Annotated in this window: 18 protein-coding genes and 1 pseudogene; 6 read left to right on the top strand and 13 right to left on the bottom strand. The window is 73.3% G+C overall.

Features of this window, described 5'->3' with window-relative positions; genetic code table 11:
- Positions 1-7: 7 nt before the first annotated feature.
- From ACIQVL_RS11425 to ACIQVL_RS11415, 3 genes are all read right to left on the bottom strand, one after another.
- Positions 8-1,288, bottom strand: coding sequence for an HRDC domain-containing protein (locus tag ACIQVL_RS11425; protein WP_403430402.1), 1,281 nt, complete (start codon positions 1,286-1,288; stop codon positions 8-10).
- 356 nt (positions 1,289-1,644) lie between these two features.
- The gene (locus tag ACIQVL_RS11420; RefSeq protein ID WP_093498522.1) at positions 1,645-2,304 is read right to left on the bottom strand and encodes a response regulator transcription factor; all 660 of its coding nucleotides are present in this window, start codon (positions 2,302-2,304) and stop codon (positions 1,645-1,647) included.
- A 323-nt stretch (positions 2,305-2,627) separates the two neighbouring features.
- Positions 2,628-3,314 carry a DUF3000 domain-containing protein gene (locus ACIQVL_RS11415; RefSeq protein ID WP_403430400.1) on the bottom strand — a complete coding sequence of 229 codons (687 nt, stop codon included), beginning with the start codon at positions 3,312-3,314 and terminating at the stop codon, positions 2,628-2,630.
- 108 nt (positions 3,315-3,422) lie between these two features.
- On the opposite strand from ACIQVL_RS11415, the gene hemE reads away from it, so the two are divergent.
- Positions 3,423-4,490, top strand: coding sequence for a uroporphyrinogen decarboxylase (gene hemE / locus ACIQVL_RS11410; protein ID WP_403430398.1), 1,068 nt, complete (start codon positions 3,423-3,425; stop codon positions 4,488-4,490).
- A gap of 9 nt (positions 4,491-4,499) precedes the next feature.
- Here hemE and ACIQVL_RS11405 read toward each other — a convergent pair whose 3' ends face one another.
- Positions 4,500-5,324, bottom strand: coding sequence for a rhomboid family intramembrane serine protease (locus ACIQVL_RS11405; RefSeq protein ID WP_403430396.1), 825 nt, complete (start codon positions 5,322-5,324; stop codon positions 4,500-4,502).
- A 121-nt stretch (positions 5,325-5,445) separates the two neighbouring features.
- Between ACIQVL_RS11405 and ACIQVL_RS11400 the strand changes: the two genes are divergently transcribed.
- Entirely contained in the window at positions 5,446-5,748 is a 303-nt protein-coding gene (locus tag ACIQVL_RS11400; protein ID WP_393810416.1) for a hypothetical protein, read from the top strand.
- A gap of 78 nt (positions 5,749-5,826) precedes the next feature.
- Here the strand turns inward: ACIQVL_RS11400 and ACIQVL_RS11395 are convergent, their stop codons facing one another.
- On the bottom strand, positions 5,827-7,212 hold the full coding sequence (locus ACIQVL_RS11395; RefSeq protein ID WP_403475147.1) for an FAD-dependent oxidoreductase: 1,386 nt from the start codon (positions 7,210-7,212) through the stop codon (positions 5,827-5,829).
- 37 nt (positions 7,213-7,249) lie between these two features.
- Entirely contained in the window at positions 7,250-8,155 is a 906-nt protein-coding gene (locus ACIQVL_RS11390; protein ID WP_403475146.1) for a DUF4349 domain-containing protein, read from the bottom strand.
- Positions 8,156-8,310: 155 nt separating this feature from the next.
- Between ACIQVL_RS11390 and hemG the strand changes: the two genes are divergently transcribed.
- Together hemG and hemQ are read left to right on the top strand one after the other, a co-directional pair.
- Complete coding sequence (gene hemG, locus ACIQVL_RS11385) at positions 8,311-9,762, top strand: protoporphyrinogen oxidase (protein WP_403475145.1); 1,452 nt, start codon at positions 8,311-8,313, stop codon at positions 9,760-9,762.
- Positions 9,763-9,767: 5 nt separating this feature from the next.
- Positions 9,768-10,499 (top strand): hydrogen peroxide-dependent heme synthase, encoded by a 732-nt coding sequence (gene hemQ, locus ACIQVL_RS11380; RefSeq protein WP_403430387.1) that lies wholly within the window; start codon positions 9,768-9,770, stop codon positions 10,497-10,499.
- A gap of 6 nt (positions 10,500-10,505) precedes the next feature.
- Here the strand turns inward: hemQ and ACIQVL_RS11375 are convergent, their stop codons facing one another.
- The 6 genes from ACIQVL_RS11375 to ACIQVL_RS11350 all read right to left on the bottom strand — a co-directional run bounded on the left by ACIQVL_RS11375 (position 10,506) and on the right by ACIQVL_RS11350 (position 17,228).
- On the bottom strand, positions 10,506-12,152 hold the full coding sequence (locus ACIQVL_RS11375; RefSeq protein WP_403475144.1) for an alpha/beta hydrolase: 1,647 nt from the start codon (positions 12,150-12,152) through the stop codon (positions 10,506-10,508).
- 119 nt (positions 12,153-12,271) lie between these two features.
- Positions 12,272-13,051, bottom strand: a complete 780-nt coding sequence (locus ACIQVL_RS11370; RefSeq protein WP_403430383.1) for a TIGR04222 domain-containing membrane protein — start codon at positions 13,049-13,051, stop codon at positions 12,272-12,274.
- A 96-nt stretch (positions 13,052-13,147) separates the two neighbouring features.
- Positions 13,148-13,939 carry a DUF4142 domain-containing protein gene (locus ACIQVL_RS11365; RefSeq protein WP_403430381.1) on the bottom strand — a complete coding sequence of 264 codons (792 nt, stop codon included), beginning with the start codon at positions 13,937-13,939 and terminating at the stop codon, positions 13,148-13,150.
- A 276-nt stretch (positions 13,940-14,215) separates the two neighbouring features.
- A complete protein-coding gene (locus tag ACIQVL_RS11360; protein WP_403475226.1) occupies positions 14,216-15,487 on the bottom strand; it encodes a DUF692 domain-containing protein in 1,272 nt (423 codons plus the stop codon).
- Positions 15,488-15,625: 138 nt separating this feature from the next.
- A complete protein-coding gene (locus ACIQVL_RS11355) occupies positions 15,626-16,396 on the bottom strand; it encodes a DUF4142 domain-containing protein (protein WP_403475143.1) in 771 nt (256 codons plus the stop codon).
- 130 nt (positions 16,397-16,526) lie between these two features.
- Complete coding sequence (locus ACIQVL_RS11350; RefSeq protein ID WP_403475225.1) at positions 16,527-17,228, bottom strand: aminoacyl-tRNA hydrolase; 702 nt, start codon at positions 17,226-17,228, stop codon at positions 16,527-16,529.
- A gap of 142 nt (positions 17,229-17,370) precedes the next feature.
- On the opposite strand from ACIQVL_RS11350, the gene ACIQVL_RS11345 reads away from it, so the two are divergent.
- Positions 17,371-18,279, top strand: coding sequence for an ATP-binding cassette domain-containing protein (locus ACIQVL_RS11345; protein WP_403475142.1), 909 nt, complete (start codon positions 17,371-17,373; stop codon positions 18,277-18,279).
- Complete coding sequence (locus tag ACIQVL_RS11340) at positions 18,276-18,947, top strand: ABC transporter (RefSeq protein ID WP_403475141.1); 672 nt, start codon at positions 18,276-18,278, stop codon at positions 18,945-18,947. Before ACIQVL_RS11345 ends, ACIQVL_RS11340 begins: the two co-directional genes overlap by 4 nt.
- Here ACIQVL_RS11340 and ACIQVL_RS11335 read toward each other — a convergent pair.
- Positions 18,939-19,165: pseudogene (locus tag ACIQVL_RS11335) on the bottom strand (hypothetical protein). The gene ACIQVL_RS11340 and the pseudogene ACIQVL_RS11335 overlap by 9 nt on opposite strands.
- Positions 19,166-19,171 lie beyond the last annotated feature (6 nt).

The following is a 19,171-nucleotide window of genomic DNA, read 5'->3' as shown; positions in this document are numbered from 1 at the left end:
TGCCGGCCTAGGCGGACAGCGCCGTCACCAGCACCGGTGTCACCTGCTCCACCTGCCAGGGCCGGGCGCCGTACCCCGCCAGCGCGGCCCCCACGGTCTCCGCGTCGACCACCTGCGGCGGCTCCCAGCAGAGCCTGCGCACGGTGTCCGGCGCGATGAGGTTCTCCTGCGGCATGGTGAGCTGCTCGGCCAGCGCCGAGACCGCGGCCCTGGCCGCCGACAGCCGGGCCGCCGCGACGGGGTCCTTGTCCGCCCACGCCCGGGGCGGCGGCGGCCCCGCCACGGGCTGTCCCGGCTGCGGCAGCGCGGGGTCCGGCAGCGCCCTGGCGCGGTCCACCGCCGCCTGCCACTGCTCCAGCTGCCGCCGCCCCATCCGGTGGCCGTAGCCGTTCAGCCCGGCGAGGGCGTGCACGTTGGCCGGCAGGGCCAGCGCGGCCTCCACGATCGCCGCGTCACTGAGCACCTTGCCCGGTGACACGTCCCGCTTCTGCGCGATCCGGTCCCGGGTCAGCCACAGTTCCCGCACCACCGCCAGCTGCCGGCGCCGGCGCACCTTGTGCATTCCCGACGTGCGGCGCCAGGGGTCCTTGCGCGGCTCGGCCGGCGGCGCGGCCGCGATCGCGTCGAACTCCTGCCGCGCCCACTCCAGCTTGCCCTGCCGGTCCAGCTCCTTCTCCAGGGCGTCCCGCAGGTCGACGAGCAGCTCGACGTCCAGCGCCGCGTACCGCAGCCAGGGCTCGGGCAGCGGCCGGGTCGACCAGTCGACGGCGGAGTGGCCCTTTTCGAGCACGAACCCGAGGACGCCCTCGACCATCGCGCCCAGCCCGACCCGGGGGAACCCGGCGAGCCGGCCGGCCAGCTCGGTGTCGAAGAGGCTGCCGGGCGTCATGCCTATCTCGCGCAGGCAGGGCAGGTCCTGGGTGGCCGCGTGCAGCACCCACTCGACGCCGGCCAGCGCCTCGCCGAGGCCGGACAGGTCGGGGCAGGCGACGGGATCGATCAGCGCGGTCCCGGCGCCCTCGCGGCGCAGCTGGACGAGGTAGGCGCGCTGGCCGTAGCGGTAGCCGGAGGCGCGCTCGGCGTCGACGGCGACGGGTCCGGAGCCGGCGGCGAAGGCGGCGATCACGCCGGCCAGCGCGGCCTCGTCCACGACGACCGGCGGAATGCCCTCACGGGGCTCCAGCAAAGGGACCGGTGCCCCCGTCACAGAAGATCCGGCGTCGTCCGGAGGAGTGCCCCCGGTGGTGCGCAGTGAACTGTCTGCTGCGGTGTCTTGGGCGTCGGTCACATGTCAAGGGTATCTGTGTGTGGACGGCGCCCGTCGACGGAACGTTCCGTCGACGGGCGCCGGAGGGTCGTAAACCAGTCAGGCCGGTGAAAGATCAGGTCCACGAACGGGGGACAACAGGTTACGAGGTGACGCCGGAGCGGCGGCCGGTCCGGTCACGTCGGTGAACGTGTGACCGGTCGGTGACCGGCCATCAGGTGCCGGCGACCGGTGGTCGGCGGCCGACGCGGCCGACTGCGGACGCGGTCGGCGACCGGTGCGGCGGACGATCGGTGTACGGCCGTCGGTGTTCGGCCGCCGGTGGTGGGCCATCAGTGGCAGGCGCCGCCGGTGGCAGGCCGTCGGAGACGGATCGGTCAGTGGATGATGCCGGTGCGCAGGGCCACGGCGACCATCCCGGCGCGGTCGCCCGTGCCGAGCTTGCGGGCGATGCGGGCGAGGTGGCTCTTGACGGTCAGGGCGGACAGCCCCATCGAGACGCCGATCGCCTTGTTCGACTGGCCTTCGGCGACCAGTCGGAGCACCTCGACCTCGCGGCCGGAGAGCTCGCGGTAGCCGCCCGGGTGGCTCGGGGCACCCGGGGGGCGGCGGTGCATGCGGGCGGCGGAGCCCATCGGGGCGGCACCGGGTCGGGTGGGGAGCCCGATGTTGGTGCGGGTGCCGGTGACGACGTAGCCCTTGACACCGCCGGCCAGGGCGTTGCGCACGGCGCCGATGTCGTCGGCGGCGGACAGGGCCAGGCCGTTGGGCCAGCCCGCCGCGCGGGTCTCGGACAGGAGGGTCAGGCCGGAGCCGTCGGGGAGGTGGACGTCGGCGACGCAGATGTCGCGGGGGTTGCCGATGCGGGGACGAGCCTCCGCGATGGACGAGGCCTCGATGACGTCGCGCACACCGAGCGCCCACAGGTGGCGGGTGACGGTGGAGCGGACGCGCGGGTCGGCCACGACCACCATGGCGGTGGGCTTGTTCGGGCGGTAGGCGACCAGGCTTGCGGGCTGCTCTAGGAGAACGGACACCAGGCCTCCTGGGTGGGGGGACGGGGGCCGGCTTGTGGGGAAGAAGCCGGGACGAACCGTGCTTTCAAGGTCACAGTCGTCTTCGGCACCAAACCCGTCCGCCTTTAGAGAATGATCACGATCTAGTGAGTAACAATACGTGCAATTCGGACACGCGATCGATCATCCGAAGATCGAATCGGTTCGGGTCGTTGTCGTACGGGACAGAAAGTGGCCGTATCGACAAAGAGATGGTCAACGAAGGGTGAGTCGACGGGACTCGGATGGACAGGGTGATTCGACGGGACCCGAGTGGACGGGTCCCGGATCCGTGACGGTGCGGTTCAGCGCGCCTGCGGGTCGCGGCGCTGCGGCAGCGTGACCACCGAGGCGTCGCCGGGGGCGGCCGGCGGCAGGCCCGCCACCTGCGCCAGCAGGTCGCACCAGGAGGCGAGGTGGGCGGCGGTGTCCGGCACGCCGGCGCGGCCCTCCCGAGGCGTCCAGGAGGCCCGGATCTCGATCTGCGAGGCGGCGGCGCGCGCGGACAGCCCGCCGAAGTAGTGCGAACTGGCGCGCGTCACGGTCCCGCTCGGCTCGCCGTACGACAGGCCGCGCGCCTGGAGCGCGCCGGTCAGCCACGCCCAGCAGACGTCCGGCAGCAGCGGATCGGCCGCCATCTCCGGCTCCAGCTCCGCGCGGACCAGCGTGACCAGCCGGAACGTGCCCTGCCAGGCGTCGTGACCGGCCGGGTCGTGCAGCAGGACGAGACGCCCGTCGGCGAGATCCTGCTCGCCGTCGACAACCGCGGCCTCCACGGCGTACGCGAACGGGGCGAGACGCTGCGGGGCGGGCGTCGGCTCCACCTCGACCTGCGGCCGCAGCCGGGCACCGCGCAGCGCGTCGACCGCGGCCCGGAAGGCCGCCGGTACCGGTGGCGCCGCACTCCCGGTATGTCCTTCGTCCTCCCCGGTGTCCTTCCCTTCGCCCGTCCCGCCAGCGCCGTCCGACAGTCGTCCCTGAGCCGCAGCCATGCGGGGAAGAGTAAGGGGAACGACGCCTTCGCGCAGGGAGAGACACCACCTAAGGACCATGTAAGGGCGCCGCGGGTCCGGGTTCCGGGGCGTGCGAGACTTGCCGTCGTGAGTGCGAACGGAAGCCCCGCGGGCCAGCAGCCGACAGCGACGTACGACAGTGCCTTCCTCAAGGCGTGCAGGCGTGAACCCGTGCCGCACACCCCCGTGTGGTTCATGCGGCAGGCCGGCCGTTCGCTGCCGGAGTACCACAAGGTGCGCGAGGGCGTCCCGATGCTGGAGTCGTGCACGCGGCCCGAACTGATCGCCGAGATCACCCTCCAGCCCGTCCGCCGGCACCACGTGGACGCGGCGATCTACTTCAGCGACATCGTCGTCCCGCTCAAGGCCATCGGCATCGACGTCGACATCAAGCCCGGCGTCGGCCCGGTCATCGCGCACCCGATCCGCACCCGCGCCGACCTCGCCCAGCTCCGCGACCTCACCCCCGAGGACGTCTGGTACGTCACCGAGGCGATCGGCCTGCTCACCGCCGAGCTCGGCCCGACCCCGCTGATCGGCTTCGCCGGTGCCCCGTTCACCCTCGCGAGCTACCTCGTCGAGGGTGGCCCCTCGCGCACCTACGAGAACGCCAAGGCGATGATGTACGGCGACCCGGAGCTCTGGGCCGACCTGCTCGACCGCCTCGCCGGCATCACGACCGCGTTCCTCAAGGTGCAGATCGAGGCCGGCGCCTCCGCCGTCCAGGTCTTCGACTCCTGGGCCGGGGCGCTGGCCCCCGCCGACTACCGGCGCTCGGTGCTGCCCGCCTCCGCGAAGATCTTCGAGGCCGTCGCCGGTTACGGCGTCCCCCGCATCCACTTCGGGGTCGGCACCGGCGAACTGCTGAAGCTCATGGGCGAGGCCGGCGCGGACGTCGTCGGCGTCGACTACCGGGTCCCCCTCGACGAGGCCGCCCGCCGGATCGGCCCCGGCAAGGCGCTCCAGGGCAACCTCGACCCGACCGTCCTGTTCGCCGGCAAGGACGTGGTGGAGACCAAGGCGCGCGAGGTGCTCGACGCGGCCGCCGGTCTCGAAGGCCACGTCTTCAACCTGGGCCACGGCGTGATGCCGTCCACCGACCCGGACGCGCTGACCCGCCTCGTCGAGTTCGTCCACACCGAGAGCGAGCGCTGACCCGGTCCGCTACCAGCCGTGCCGGGGCCGGGCCCGCCTGCCGAACAGCAGGCCGCGCGGTTCCGGCGGCGGAGGCGTGCCCGGCTTGAGCGGCCAGGCGAGCACCATGCCGACCAGGAAGCCGACGATGTGCGCCGCGTACGCCACGGTCCCGGCGTCCGAGACGCCCTCGCCGGACGAGTAGACGGCCTGGAGCACGAACCAGAAGCCCAGCACCAGCCAGGCCGGCAGCCGCAGCGGCAGGAAGACCAGGAACGGGACCAGCACCCAGACCCTGGCCGTCGGGTACAGGACCAGATACGCGCCGAGGACACCGGCGATCGCGCCGGACGCGCCGATCAGCGGGTCGCCGGACGAGGCGTTGAGGAGCGCGAAGCCGTAGCCGGCCGCGTAGCCGCAGAAGACGTAGAAGAGGAAGAAACGGATGTGGCCCATCCGGTCCTCGACGTTGTTGCCGAAGATCAGCAGGAACAGCATGTTGCCCAGCAGGTGCAGCCAGCTGCCGTGCAGGAACATCGCCGTGAAGACCGACAGCGCGGGCGACTTGTCGTAGCCGGGCGGGCCGACCACACAGCCGGGGCCGTTCCGGCCGACGCCCACCTGGCCGGTCGGGACCAGCTGCGGCATCTGATGGTGGATCAGCTCCTTGGGGACCGCCGCGTAGTGGTCCATGAAGGCCTGCAGATGACACAGCTGCGACAGGTCGCTGCCGCCGGCCACGGAGCCGGCTATGCCGGGCGTGAACAGGAAGACGAGCACGTTCGCCGCGATCAGCGCGTACGTCACGTACGGCGTGCGACGCACCGGGTTCACGTCATGAACGGGGATGACCACAGCTGACTAGTGCCCAGGGCGGGGGCGCTCGATGCGCGGAGCGCCCCGGTGAACGTCGTCACGCGCGCGTGCGTATGTCCTTGCGACCGACGTGAGGTTCAGGCGACGTGAGGAACAGGCGATGAACGAGCGGGTTACTTCTCCGGGATTCCCTCCCATGCAGGCCCTGCCCGACGGTGAGGCCGAGATCTCCCTGGTCGTGCGGCTGCCCTGGGAGGACGTGGCGCGGCTCGGCCAGGAGGCCGGGCGGCTGGCCGCGCAGATGCAGCGGCCGGTGACGCTGGACGAGGCGGTGAGCAACCGGCTGCGGTCGACGCGGCCCGGTGCGGCGCACGCGCGGCCGGGGACCGAGCAACCTGCTGCCGCGGCTGCGCCCGGTGGGGCGGGGGTCACTTCGCTGCCGCGGATCAGCGGGACGGCTTGATCGCCGTTGTGGGGTGCGGGTGCGTGGGGGCTGGTCGCGCAGTTCCCCGCGCCCCTTGGTAGGTGACGCGGGGGTCTCTCAGGAAGCTCGCACCTTTGTCGCGGCCTTCCTCGCCGCTACCAGTACGGGGTCCCACACCGGTGAGAACGGTGGGGCGTAGCCCAGGTCCAGGGCTGTCATCTGTTCCACCGTCATGTCGGCCGTGAGGGCCACCGCCGCGATGTCGACCCGCTTGCCCGCGCCCTCCCGGCCGACGATCTGGACGCCGAGCAGGCGGCCCGTGCGGCGTTCGGCGAGCATCTTGACCGTCATGAGGTTGGCGCCGGGGTAGTAGCCGGCGCGGCTCGTGGACTCGATGGTGACCGCCTCGAACTGCAGGCCCGCCCGGAGCGCGTCCTTCTCGCGCAGGCCGGTGCGGGCGATCTCCAGGTCGCAGACCTTGCTCACCGCGGTGCCGACGACACCCGGGAACGTGGCGTAGCCGCCGCCCACGTTGGTGCCGATGACCTGGCCGTGCTTGTTGGCGTGGGTGCCCAGCGGGATGTACTGCTCCTGGCCCGAGACCAGGTTCAGGACCTCCACGCAGTCGCCGCCGGCCCAGATGTCCTCGTGCCCGCGCACCCGCATCGCGAGGTCGGTGAGCAGCCCGCCGTGCGCGCCGACGGGCAGGCCCGCGGCCTCCGCGAGGCCGGTCTCCGGGCGGACGCCGATGCCCAGGACCACCACGTCCGCCGGGTACTCGGCGTCCTCCGTGGCCACCGCGCGCACCCTGCCGTCCTGGCCGGTGAGGACCTTGGTGACCTCGGTGTCGTTGACCATGGTGATGCCGAGGCCCTCCATGGCCACGTGCACCAGGCGGCCCATGTCCGGGTCGAGCGTGGACATCGGCTCGCTGCCGCGGTTGACGACGGTCACCTCGTAGCCCCGGTTGATCAGCGCCTCGGCCATCTCGACGCCGATGTAGCCGGCGCCGACCACCACGGCCCGGCGGCCACGCGTGCGTGCCAGCGTGTCGAGGAGGGCCTGGCCGTCGTCCAGGGTCTGCACGCCGTGCACCCCCGGCGCGTCCGCGCCCGGCATGTCGGGGCGGATCGGGCGGGCGCCGGTGCCGATGACGAGCTTGTCGTACGGAGTCCAGGACTCCGCGCCGGAATCGACGTCACGCGCGCGTACCCGCTTCCCGGCCACGTCGATCTCCGTGACCTCGGTGCGCATCCGCAGGTCGATCGCGCGGGCCCGGTGCTCCTCGGGGGAGCGGGCGATCAGATGGTCCCGCTCCCCGACGTCGCCGCCGACCCAGTACGGGATCCCGCACGCCGAGTAGGAGGTGAAGTGGCCGCGCTCGAAGGCCACGATCTCCAACTCGTCCGGTCCCCGCAGCCGACGCGCCTGGGACGCCGCGGACATGCCCGCGGCGTCACCGCCGATCACGACCAGTCGTTCCCGCCCACCGTTCATGCTCATGCGAACACGCTACGGGGCGCGGGCATTTCGGGCTCGCTCAGGTCTCGCTGCCGGGCTGCGCGGGGGTACGGCGCCGACGGGCCAGCCGCCACCACAGGAGCGCCAGTACGGCCGCCAGGGCCGCGAACGGCAGGGCCGCGCCCAGCGCCAGGGCGATCCAGCGCAGCATGGTGACGAAGACGTGCCAGCCGCCGGACACGGCGTCCACGAACCCCGGGGAGTCGTCCTTCGCGGCCGCCTTGCTCACCGGCGTCGGGGTGAGCGACAGCGTGATCGTGGCCATGCTCGTGCGGTCCTTCAGGGACGCCTGCTGGGCCAGCAGCGACTCCAGGTCGGCCTCCCGGCTGCTCAACTCCCCTTCCAGGGTGACCACGTCGCTGAGCTTGGCCGCCCGGTCCATCAGCTCCCGGATCCGGGCCACGCTGGCCCGCTGCGAACTGACCCGGCTGTCCACGTCGACCACCTGGTCGGTGACGTCCTGCGCCTTCGCGGTGCGGTCGATCAGCTTGCCCGCGCCCTGGAGACCGGCGAGCACCTCGTCGTACTTCGCGGTGGGGACCCGGAGGACCACGCGGGTGCGTTCGCGGCCCCCGGAGTCCCGGGTGGTGGTCTCGTCGCCGACGTAGCCGCCGGCGTCCTCGGCCGTGGTGCGGGCCGTGTCGAGGGCCTTGGGCACGTCCTTGACCTGCACGGTCAGCGAGGCGGTGCGGATGATCCGGTTGACGGTGAGGGCGGGCGCGGTCCTGCCGGTCCCGCTGCCGCTGTCCTTGGCGCCCGCCGAGCCCGCCGCCTCCCCGGCGGCGCTGTTGTTGACGTCGGCCTTGGCCGCGCTCGCGGAGCCGCTGTCGGAACCGCCGTCCGCGCTGCATCCGGTGAGGACGAGGGCGGCGGCGAGCAGCAGGCCGGCGAGGGCGGGGCGTACGGGTCGTGCGGGATGGCGCATGGTTCCCCCCGGGGACGGTGACAACTGACGCGACTTCGACGCCGGGGCGGCGCGGGACGTTCGGGGGCCGACGGTTCCGGTGCGGTCACGGTCCGGACGCGTACGGGTCACCGGGCCGGGGCGGGGGTGTCGGTGCGGTCTGAGAGAGTGAGCTCATGAGCGCAACGGGTACGGGCACGGGCCAGGTCGTCGTCGTCGGAGCCGGGATCGCGGGGCTGGCCGCGGCGCACCGGCTGCTGGAGCGGGGCGCGCGCGTGACCGTGCTGGAGGCCTCGGAGAGAGTCGGCGGCAAGCTGCTGCCCGGCGAGATCGCGGGCGTCCGGGTCGACCTGGGCGCCGAGTCGTTGCTGGCCCGCAGGCCCGAGGCGGTCGCCCTGGCCCGCGAGGCCGGGCTCGGCGAGCGGCTCCAGCCCCCCGCCACCGCCACCGCCGCCATCTGGACCCGGGACGCCCTGCGCCCCATGCCCAAGGGCCATGTCATGGGCGTCCCCGGCACCGCCGCCGCGCTGTCCGGCGTGCTGTCCGAGGAGGGCCTCGCCCGTATCGAACGCGACGCCGAGCTGCCCCGCACCGAGGTCGGCGAAGACGTGGCGGTGGGCGAGTACGTGGCCGCGCGCCTCGGCCGGGAGGTCGTCGACCGGCTGGTCGAGCCCCTGCTCGGCGGGGTCTACGCGGGCGACGCCTACCGCATCTCGATGCGCTCCGCGGTCCCGCAGCTCTACCAGGCCGCGAAGACCCACGACTCGCTGACGGAGGCGGTCCGGGAGATCCAGGCCAAGGCGGCCGCGGCCCAGCAGACCGGGCCGGTCTTCATGGGCATCGAGGGCGGCGTCGGCACCCTGCCGCTCGCGGTCGCCGAGTCGGTCCGGGCCCGCGGCGGCGAGATCCTCACCGGCACACCCGTGACCGAACTGCGCAGGGAACCCCGGGGCTGGCGGGTCGCCACGGCCGGCCGGGTGCTGCACGCCGACGCCGTGATCGTCGCCGTACCGGCGCCCGTCGCCGCCGGCCTGCTGCGCGCCGAGGCACCCGCCGCCGCGGCCGAACTGGCCGCCGTCGAGTACGCCTCGATGGCGCTGATCACCCTCGCCTACCGCCGCGCCGGGCTCGGCCTCCCGGCCGGCAGCGGCTTCCTCGTCCCGCCCGTCGACGGCCGCACCATCAAGGCGTCCACCTTCGCCTCCCAGAAGTGGGGCTGGATCGCCGACGAGGACCCGGACACCGTCGTCCTGCGCACCTCGGTCGGCCGGTACGGCGAGACCGCGGTCCTCGGCCGTGAGGACGCCGACCTCGTCGACCTCTCCCGGCGCGACCTGCGCGCGGCCACCGGCCTGGACGCCACACCACTGGAGACCCGCGTCACCCGCTGGACCGACGGCCTGCCCCAGTACCCGGTCGGCCACCACGCGCGCGTGGCCCGGGTCCGCGAGCACGTCGCCAAGCTCCCGGGCCTCGCGGTGTGCGGCGCGCAGTACGACGGTGTCGGCATTCCCGCCTGCATCGCGAGCGCGTACGCGGCGGTGGACCAGCTGGCGGGCGACCTCGCCGGGGTCGAGGAGCTGACGGCCAACCCGGTGCAGAGCCTGCACGGCGGAGCGGGAGAATAGGGACCATGAGTGACGACGCCCCCACCACCGAGTCCGGCAGGGTCCCGAACAAGGGCAAGCTGGCCAAGGACCTCAACGAGGTCATCCGCTACACCCTGTGGTCGGTCTTCAAGCTGAAGGACGTGCTGCCCGAGGACCGCGCGGGCTACGCCGACGAGGTCCAGGAGCTGTTCGACCAGCTCGCCGCCAAGGACGTGACCGTCCGCGGCACCTACGACGTCTCCGGGCTGCGTGCCGACGCCGACCTGATGATCTGGTGGCACGCGGAGACCAGCGACCAGCTCCAGGAGGCGTACAACCTCTTCCGCCGCACGAAGCTGGGCCGCGCGCTCACGCCGGTGTGGTCGAACATGGCGCTGCACCGACCCGCCGAGTTCAACCGCTCGCACATCCCGGCGTTCCTCGCCGACGAGACCCCGCGCAACTACGTCAGCGTGTACCCGTTCGTGCGGTCGTACGACTGGTACCTGCTGCCCGACGAGGACCGCCGCCGGATGCTCGCCGACCACGGCAAGATGGCCCGCGGCTACCCGGACGTGCGTGCCAACACGGTCGCCTCGTTCTCGCTCGGCGACTACGAGTGGGTGCTGGCCTTCGAGGCCGACGAGCTGTACCGCATCGTCGACCTCATGCGTCACCTGCGCGGTTCCGAGGCCCGCCGGCACGTCCGCGAGGAGGTGCCGTTCTACACCGGGCGCCGCAAGTCGGTGGCCGATCTGGTCGCGGGCCTCGCCTGACGCCCGTCAGTGCCGGCCGGTCCTGCCCTTCAGGGAGTCCCTTGAGTTCTTCCGCCGGGCATGGTCGGCCGGCGTGGTCGCCTTCGGCTCCGCGTGCCCCGCGCACGAGGCGTGCCGCTGCGGGAGCCGGCCCTCCAGCAGGTAGGCCTCCAGGTAGCCGTTCACGCACTTGTTGGGGCCGCCGCCGATGCCGTGCGTGCCCGCGTCCCGCTCGGTCACCAACACCGAGTCGGACAGCCGCCGGTTCATCTCCAGCGCGCCCGCGTACGGCGTGGCCGCGTCCCGCTCGGCCTGCAGGATGAGCGTCGGCGGCAGTTCGCCGGGGCCCGTGCGCACGTCCAGCGGCTGCTGCCGGGGCACCGGCCAGTAGGCGCACGGCAGGTTCATGAAGGCGTTGTCCCAGGTCTCGAAGGGCGCCACGCGCGCGAGCCGGGTGTTGTCCCGGTTCCAGGTCCGCCACTTCGTCGGCCAGGCCGCGTCGTTGCACTCGACGGCCGTGTAGACCGCGTTGCCGTTCTCCGCCTCGGCGGCCGTCTCCGCCGCCGGTGCCGCCAGCCGGACCAGGGGCTTGGCGTCCCCGTTCAGGAACTTCGACAGCGCCTCCGCCCGGCTCGGCCAGAAGTCGTCGTAGTACCCGGCCGACAGGAACGCGCCCTGCAACTGCCCCGGCCCGACCTTCCCGCCGGCCGCCTTCTTCGCCAGCCGCTTGACGGCCTTGTCGTAACTCGCCTGCACCTTCGCGGCCGTGTTGCCGAGCCTGTACACGGCGTCGTTCCTGGCGATCCACTCCCGGAAGTCCGCCCAGCGGCTCTCGAACGCGGCCGACTGCTCCAGGTTGTTCCGGTACCAGACCTGCGCCGGGTCCGGGTCCACCGCCGAGTCCAGCACCATCCGCCGTACGTGCGAGGGGAAGAGGGTCGCGTACAGCGCGCCGAAGTAGGTGCCGTACGAGGCGCCCATGAAGGTCAGCCGGTTCTCGCCGAGCGCCGCGCGCAGCACGTCCAGGTCACGGGCGTTGTTGAGCGAGGTGTAGTGACGCAGCTTGCTCCCTGAGCGCTTCAGGCAGCCGTTCGCGTAGGCCTTGGCCTCCTTGATCCGGGCCTTCTTGTACTCCTCGGAGGGGTGCGTCGGCGACTGCGACGGCGCCTTGTAGAAGTGCCTGGGGTCGACGCAGGACAGCGGGGCGGAGTGGTCCACGCCGCGCGGGGCGTACCCGACCAGGTCGTAGGCGGCGGCGATGCGCTTCCACTCGGGCAGCGCGCCGACCATCGGGAAGAGCATGCCGGAGGCGCCTGGCCCGCCCGGGTTGTAGACCAGGACGCCCTGCCGGGGGACCCGGCGCTTGCTGTTGTGCGGGTCCTTGTGGGTGGCCGCCACCCGGCTGACGGTCAGTCTGATCTGCTTGCCGTCCGGGTGCGCGTAGTCCAGCGGGACACTCACCGTGCCGCACCGGACGGTGTCCGGCGCCTCCAGGTCGGCGGCGCACCTGCCGAAGTCGATGCCCGCCGCGCGGGCCCGCGCGGCGGCGACGGCGGTGCCGTGCAGTTCGGCCGCCGCCGTGTCCGGGACGCGCGGGGCGCTCCCGGCCGGGGCGGCGGCCAGGGTGGTCAGGATCAGTGACCCGGCGGCCGAGTACAGGGCGGGGGCTTTCATGCGTATCCCTTCGGAGCAGCGGCTGCACGGCAGCAATAAAAGGGATATTTCGACCGGTTGAGGGTGAAGGCAAGCACCATCGGGCCGGTGTCGGCGCATTGCCCCCGATGCGCCCCCGCTCACTCCCGCGGCAGCTGGTCCCGGTGTGCGAAGGCCGCACGCAGCTCCGGCTCGCCGATCGCGCGGATGCCCCGGACGGCGACGGAGGCCAGCAGCGACTGGTCGCCGGCCGTGCGGTTGGCCCGCCGGTGCAGCGTGCCGAGCAGCCGCTGGCCGGCCGGCGAGGCCCAGCGCGCGTACGGGTGCACCTCGACCCGGGCGATGGCCAGACAGCTCAGCGTCAGGGTGAGGGGCAGCGCGAACCAGACGGCGACCAGGTCGCGCGGCATCTCGGTCGGCGCGGGCAGCGTGAGCGCGACGACGCCGAGCCCGAGGATGGCCAGCGCGGCGGCCCGTACCTGCCGGACACCGGAGGCGACCGTCGTCCGCGCCGCCGCGTCGGGCACCGCGAGCCCCGCCCGCACCAGCCCCTCGCCGAGACTGCGCACGGCGTCCGTGTCGGCCGCCGCCGAGCGCACCGGCGCTATCCGGGACTGCCCCTCGGGCCCGATGGCCCCTATCACCGACCGCTCCATCTCGTCCCGCCCCCGCGGGTCCACGACGGTCGCCCAGCCGGTGTGGGCGAGCAGCAGCCGCTGCTCCCGGGCCATGGACACCAGCGTCAGGTCGGCGACCCGCGCGGGCCCGCCGGACAGGAACGCGGCCTCGTACAGCGTCAGATCGTGTCCGTGGCCCGCGTCCGTGTCGACGGCCGCCGTCCGTACGGCGGCCAGGCACAGCCGGGTGCAGGCGGTGCCGGCGACGGCCCAGGCCAGGAGCAGGAGAAGGACCCAGAACATGACACGTTTCTATGCCAGGGTCCTGGCCACCGCCATGGCCTGTTCACATTCCGGACCGAGTGTTGTAGGTATGTGACGTTCCGTTTCCCGTGCAGGTCAGGGGTTCTGGGCGGCCGGCTCCGGACTGGCGGTGGCGGGCGGCAGCGTGTACGTCGGGGACGGCGCCGAGGCCGGCCCGGGTGCGATCGGGGTCGCGTCCGCCGGGGCGACGACGGGCGGTGAGGCCACGGGGGAGGGCGTGGTGGCCAACTGCTGGGCCAGCGTGCCGAAGTCGACGTAGCCGGTCGCCTCCAGGACCTTGATGTGGTCCAGGACGGTGGTGTTGGCGTCGTCGGCGAGATCGCGGACCAGGGTGTTCTGGGTGGCGGCGCGGACCTGGGCGACCACGGAGAAGACCCGGCCGTGCGCCAGCCGCACGATGTTCGCGAACTCCCGGTCGAAGTCCTGCCCCTGCGCGGCGTTCAGGGTGGCGAGCCACTGCTGCTGCTGGGTGTTCGGGCTGTTCGGGATCGGCACTCCGAGCTGGGTGGCGACGGTGCGGACGTGGGCGTCGAGGGAGGTGTGCCCGTCGACGAGGTGCTGCCCGGCCGTCCGTACGGCGGCCGTGGTGCCCTTCTGCTCCGCCATCTCCCCGGCGGGCAGCTCCCAGAGCCCGGCGAGGCGGACCTTCACGACGAAGTCCCGGTCCTGCGCGGACAGCGGGCCGTACGCCGTCGACACGGTCTGGGCGCTGAGCACGTTCACCGAGCCGGTGGGGTCCGACCGGTCGGCGTACGACCAGATCGGGAACACCAGGGCGGCGAGGGTCGCCGCCAGACAGACGATGATCAGCCCGGTACCGCTGAATATGCCTCGTCCCTGGACGGGGGGTCTGGATCGCGCGCGCATGATGCCTCCTGCACCGCACGATGGGGCTTCGCCGTGCGGGGTTGGCATATTACCGAGGGGCCGAGGCCGGTCCTTCGGCCGCGGGCCGGTGGGGGCGGCCCGCGCAGTTCCTCCCCCAGCCTTCGGCTGGGGGTACCCCCAGCGCCCCTTACGGGGCTTCTTCGCTGCGGGCAGTCGTGCCGCTGGGGCGGCACGGGTGGGCGCTGGGGGTCCCCCGGCCGAAGGCTGGGGGAGGCACCCGGCCAGCGCCGGTGAGCGTCCCCACCCCCCCGGCCACTAGCCCCGCCGCAGCAGCACCCTGCGCGCCAGCGACCGCCGCGGGGCCGACCCCGCCCGTTCCTGCCACCACTGGTCCAGCCGCCGACGGGAAGGACCGGTGGTCCCCGCCCGCAGCAGGTGCCCCGCGAACTCCAGGGCGTCCTGCCGGTAGCCCCCCGTCATCGGCCGCTCCTGCGCGTACGCCAGGAACGCCGCCCGGTACCCCGTCCCCAGAATCTCCGGCAGCTCCGGTGCCACCTTCGCCACCACGTCCGCCCGCTTCGCCGCCAGCGCCCGCGCCTGCACCCCCATCCGCACCCGGTCGAACCCCTCCGGCACCGGCGTCCCCGCGACCAGCGACGACAGCACCGCGTTCTGCGCGAGCCCGACCCGCTGCCGGACGGCGTCGGGGACCTCGGGCGCGGGAGCCGCCGGCGAGGGCTCCCACCGGCCGCCGGCCACCGCACCGCCCGCCGTCACGGCCGCCCCGATCGCCGCCAGCTCGCGCTCCAGCTCGGCCGGTTCCGGGAAGTTCTCGTCCCGCTCCAGCAGCACACCGGGCGGCGCGACCCGGGACGCGAGGCCGGTCAGGATGTCCAGGACCGCCGGGGGCACCGGATGGGCGTGGCTGTCGTGCCAGACGCCGTCCCGCTCGAAGCCGCCCGCGACATGGACGTAGGCGATCGCCTCGACGGGAAGTCCGGCGAGCGCCTCGGCCGGGTCCTCGCCCCGGTTGACGTGGTTGGTGTGCAGGTTCGCCACGTCGATCAGCAGCCGTACCCCGGTGCGGTCCACGAGGTCGTACAGGAACTGCCCCTCGGTCATCTCCTCGCCAGGCCACGAGACGAGCGCGGCGATGTTCTCGACGGCGAGCGGCACGGGCAGCGCGGCCTGGGCGATGCGGACGTTCTCGCAGAGCACGTCGAGCGCGTCCCGGGTGCGGGGGACGGGGAGCAGGTGGCCCGCCTCCAAGGCGGGCGAGGCGGTGCGCGGGCCGCCCGCGCGGACGAACGCGATGTGCTCGGTGACCAGCGGCGAGCCCAGCGCCGTCGCCCGCTCGGCGAGCGCGGCGAGCCGGTCCCCGTCCGGGCGGTCCGCGCCGCCGAGGCCCAGCGAGACGCCGTGCGGTACGACCGTCACCCCACGCTCGCGCAGCCGCCGCAGCGAGTCGGGGAGGTGGCCCGGACAGGTGTTCTCGGCCACGACCTCGACCCAGTCGATGCCCGGCATGCGCTCCACGGCGTCCGCGATCTCCGGCCGCCAGCCGATGCCCGTGCCCAGCCGCTCCAGGGTCATGGCCGTCCCCCTCCTGCTCCGACCTGTTCCGAATGACGGGGGTATGGCCCCGGAGCGCGGCCGCGAACCGTGTTGTCTGCCGCTTCAGAGCAACATTTGAGGTTCGCGGCCACGCTCCGGGGAGCTGTCGGGCTACTGGCTGAGGACGCCGCCCTGCGAGTCCTCCGGGTCGGGACGCGCGGTGTTCACCGTGCCCGGTTCGCCGGGGGAGGGGCTGGAGGTGGTGCGCACGTTCCCGCTGGCCTGCGCGGCCGGCGCGGAGGGCACCACCACACCCGGCGCCGGCACCGCAGGACCGGTCGGGCTGGCCGTGCTCGCGTTGGCGATCTCGTTGGCGATCGCCTCGAAGTCGACCTTCCCGGTCTTCTCCAGGATCGTGATGTGGTCGAGCACGGTCTGGTTGGCGTCCGAGGCCAGCTGCCGCACCAGGCTGTTGCGGGTGGTGTTCCGCACCGTCCCGATCGCCGGGAAGATCTTGCCGTGCGCGGCCCGCAGCAGGTTCACGAACTTGTACTCGTACTCGGCGCCGGTCGCCGCCGACATCTCCTGGAGCCAGCCCTGCTGCTGCTCGTTCGGCACGTTGGGCAGCTCGACCCCCAGCTGCCCGGCGACGATCCGGACCCGCCGGTCCAGGTCGGTGTGGCCGACGATCAGATGGTCGCCGGCCGCCTTGATCTCCGCGCTCGGCGCCCGCTCGATGGCCTGCTGCCCGGCCGGCAGCTCCCACAGCCCGGCCAGCCGGACCCGCACGATGAGATCGCGGTCGGAGGCGGTCAGCGGGCCCCACTGGGTGGCCACGGTCCCCGCCGCCAGGTTCGCCTGCCCGGTGCCGGACCGGTCGGCGTACGACCACACGGGGTAGGCGAGCGCCCCGAGCGTGGTGGCGAGGGCCGCCAGGATCATGGCCGTACCGTTGAAACGCCGCAAGGGATGCCTCCCCGTGTCGCTGGTTCAGTGCCAGGACGTACGGGTGCGACGGCAGCGGTGTTCAAACAAACGGCAAAGTTTGCCAGGAGAGTTAAAAAACAGCAGGTCAGCGAAGTGCCGGATGGTCCGCGACCACCGTGCAACTGCCCGGCGCGATCTCGGTGAACCCGGCGTCCCGCACCAACGGCAGCCCGCTCTCCGTCAGTTGACGCCACTCGGCCGGGTCGGCGGTCCGCACGGCGAGCGGGAACCCGGCGTCGCGCCACGCCTCCCGCTCCTCCTCCGGCAGCGCCCACCAGGCCAGTTGGGCCCCGTGCCCGGCCTGCGCCATCGTCTTCCCGGCCGACATCTCCAGCTCCGGGTTCAGCCACAGCACGGGCCCGGACCGGTCGGCGCCCGCGGGCGGCTCGGGGTCGTCCAGCTCGGTCCCGGACACCTGCAGCTTGGCCAGCTCCCTGGGCCACCCGTCCAGGGGAACCGGCGGAAACACCCGTACCTCGGCCGACTTCCCCGTGAGGGTGATCCCGGGCAGCTCCCCGGCCCGCCGCCACTCGGCCCCCCGGGCCCGCCGCACGACCTTCCGGATCCGCGCGTCCTCCCAGTCCCGAACGGCCTGCGCCCACTCACCGTCGCCGAGCGCCCGCTCATCACTGAGCATGGTCAGAACGGCCCGAGCGGCTGTTTCGAGCGCGTCGGTGCGGGCAGGCGGCGCCGATTTCTCTATCAGCACGACAAGAGGCAGCACGAACTGGGGTGCTTCGTCACGTGCAGTGGGTTCCGTCTTGAACGGGCTGTCGCCGGGTGACATGGAATCAACGCTCACCCCATCACCCTAAAGGGCGCGGGCCGTGTCGATCTGCGGCTCCGCCGCGTGGGCGCGACCAGCCACAACGCGCCCGCAGTCCGAGACGGTGTACACCCCCATGGCGGGACCGCACGACAATATCCCCATGCACCGTGATCTTGAACTGGCCCGCGTAGGCCGCCGCTACGGCATACGCGGCCCCTGGGTGTTAAGAGGCGTCGACCTCACCCTCACCCCCGGCTCCCTCACCCGCGTGGAAGGAGCCAACGGCACCGGCAAGTCCACCCTGCTCCGCATCGTTGCCGGCATAGACACCCCCACCGAGGGCCGCGTCACCGGCCGCCCCCGCACCGCGTACGTCCCCGAGCGCTTCCCCTCGGCCCTCCCCTTCACCCCCTCCGGCTACCTCACCCATCTCGGCACCGTCCACGGCCTCTCCCGTGGGTCGGCCGCCGCCCGCGCGGCGGACTGGCTGGAGCGGTTCGGCGCCGCGGCCTACGCGGGCACGCCCATGGCCCAGCTCTCCAAGGGCACCAGCCAGAAGGTCGCGGTCGCCCAGGCACTGCTCGCCGACCCCGAACTCCTCGTCCTGGACGAGGCCTGGACCGGCCTGGACGCCGAGGCCCGCGCGGAGCTGGAGCGGGCGGTCGCCGAGCGCACCGCCGCGGGGGGTGCCGTGCTGTTCGTCGACCACGATCCCCGGCGGCTCGCGGGCGCGCCCGACGCGATCCACCAGGTCGTCGACGGCACCCTCAAACCCCGTACCGCCCAGGAGACTTCACCTGTCGGCCCGCTCACCGTGGTCACCGTGCGGGGCCCGGCCGGCGGCCGGCTGCCCGCGGACGCCACCCGCGCGGCGGCCTCGGCGGAGGAACCGACCCCCGGCTCCTATCGTCTTACGGTTCCCGCGTCCCACTCGGACGTGGTCCTGCGTGCCCTGCTCACGGCCCACCCGCCCTGGCACGTGGTCTCCGTCAGCCCCGACGTCAGCCCCACCGACAGTCCCGCCGGCAGCCCCTCGGACGTCCCGCCGGACGAGAAAGACCGCAGATGACCGCACTCCTGCGCTACCAGACCGCTCTCCTGCTGCGCTCCCAGCGCTGGCTGCCCCCGGTGATCCTGTACGCGGTGTTCCTGGGGGTGGGCGTACAGAGCGGTCAGCCGGTGCTGGACTCGCTCGGCTACACGGCCGCCGCGCTGCTGCCGGTGGCCGCCTGGCTGGTGCGGGTCTGCGTCACGGGCGAACCGCCGGCCGCCCGTGCCTGTGTCACGGCGGCCCGCGGCCCGGCCAGAGCCCATCTGGCCGCCCTGCTCACCGCGCTCTTCGCCGCCGCTCTGCTCGGCACGGTCGCCACGCTGTTGGTGACGGTGATCAGTCAGCACGCCACCAACGACCACCGGCTCCCCGTATCACCGGTGCGGGCCGGTGCGGCCGGTCTCCTCGCGACCCTCGCCTGCGCTCTCCTCGGTACCGCCGTCGGGTCGCTCACCAACCGCCCGCTGCTGCGCTCGCCGGGCCGGGCGGTGCCCGCGATGCTGCTGGCCGCCCTGGCCACGATGGTGTTCGGGGGCTCTCCGGCGCACGCGGCCGTCAGCGGCCTGGTCACCGGCTCGGAGTCCGGCCGGATCCCGGTCACCCCTCTGCCGGTGGCCGCGGCGGCCCTGCTCACCGCCGCGGCCTTCACCCTGGCCTGCGCCCTCAACGGCCGCCGCTCATCCTGAACAGGCGGTCCGCTGTGCTTCCTGCCTCCCCCACTCTCGGCTTCGCTCGAGCGGGGGGACCCCCAGCAGCGCGGGCACATCGTGATGCCCCTGTACGACTCCGGGTACTCGGTCGGCTCCCGGCACAGCACGCACTCGGCATACGGCGGCCCGTCCGCCTTCGGCGGCTTCGCGCCCTCGGCGGTCGTGCAGTAGCCCTCGTGCCCCTCGTCGCTCATGCCTCC

The organism is Streptomyces sp. NPDC090499, from assembly GCF_044769305.1.
Taxonomy (GTDB): Bacteria; Actinomycetota; Actinomycetes; order Streptomycetales; family Streptomycetaceae; genus Streptomyces.
This window is presented reverse-complemented; position numbering and strand designations above follow the sequence as displayed.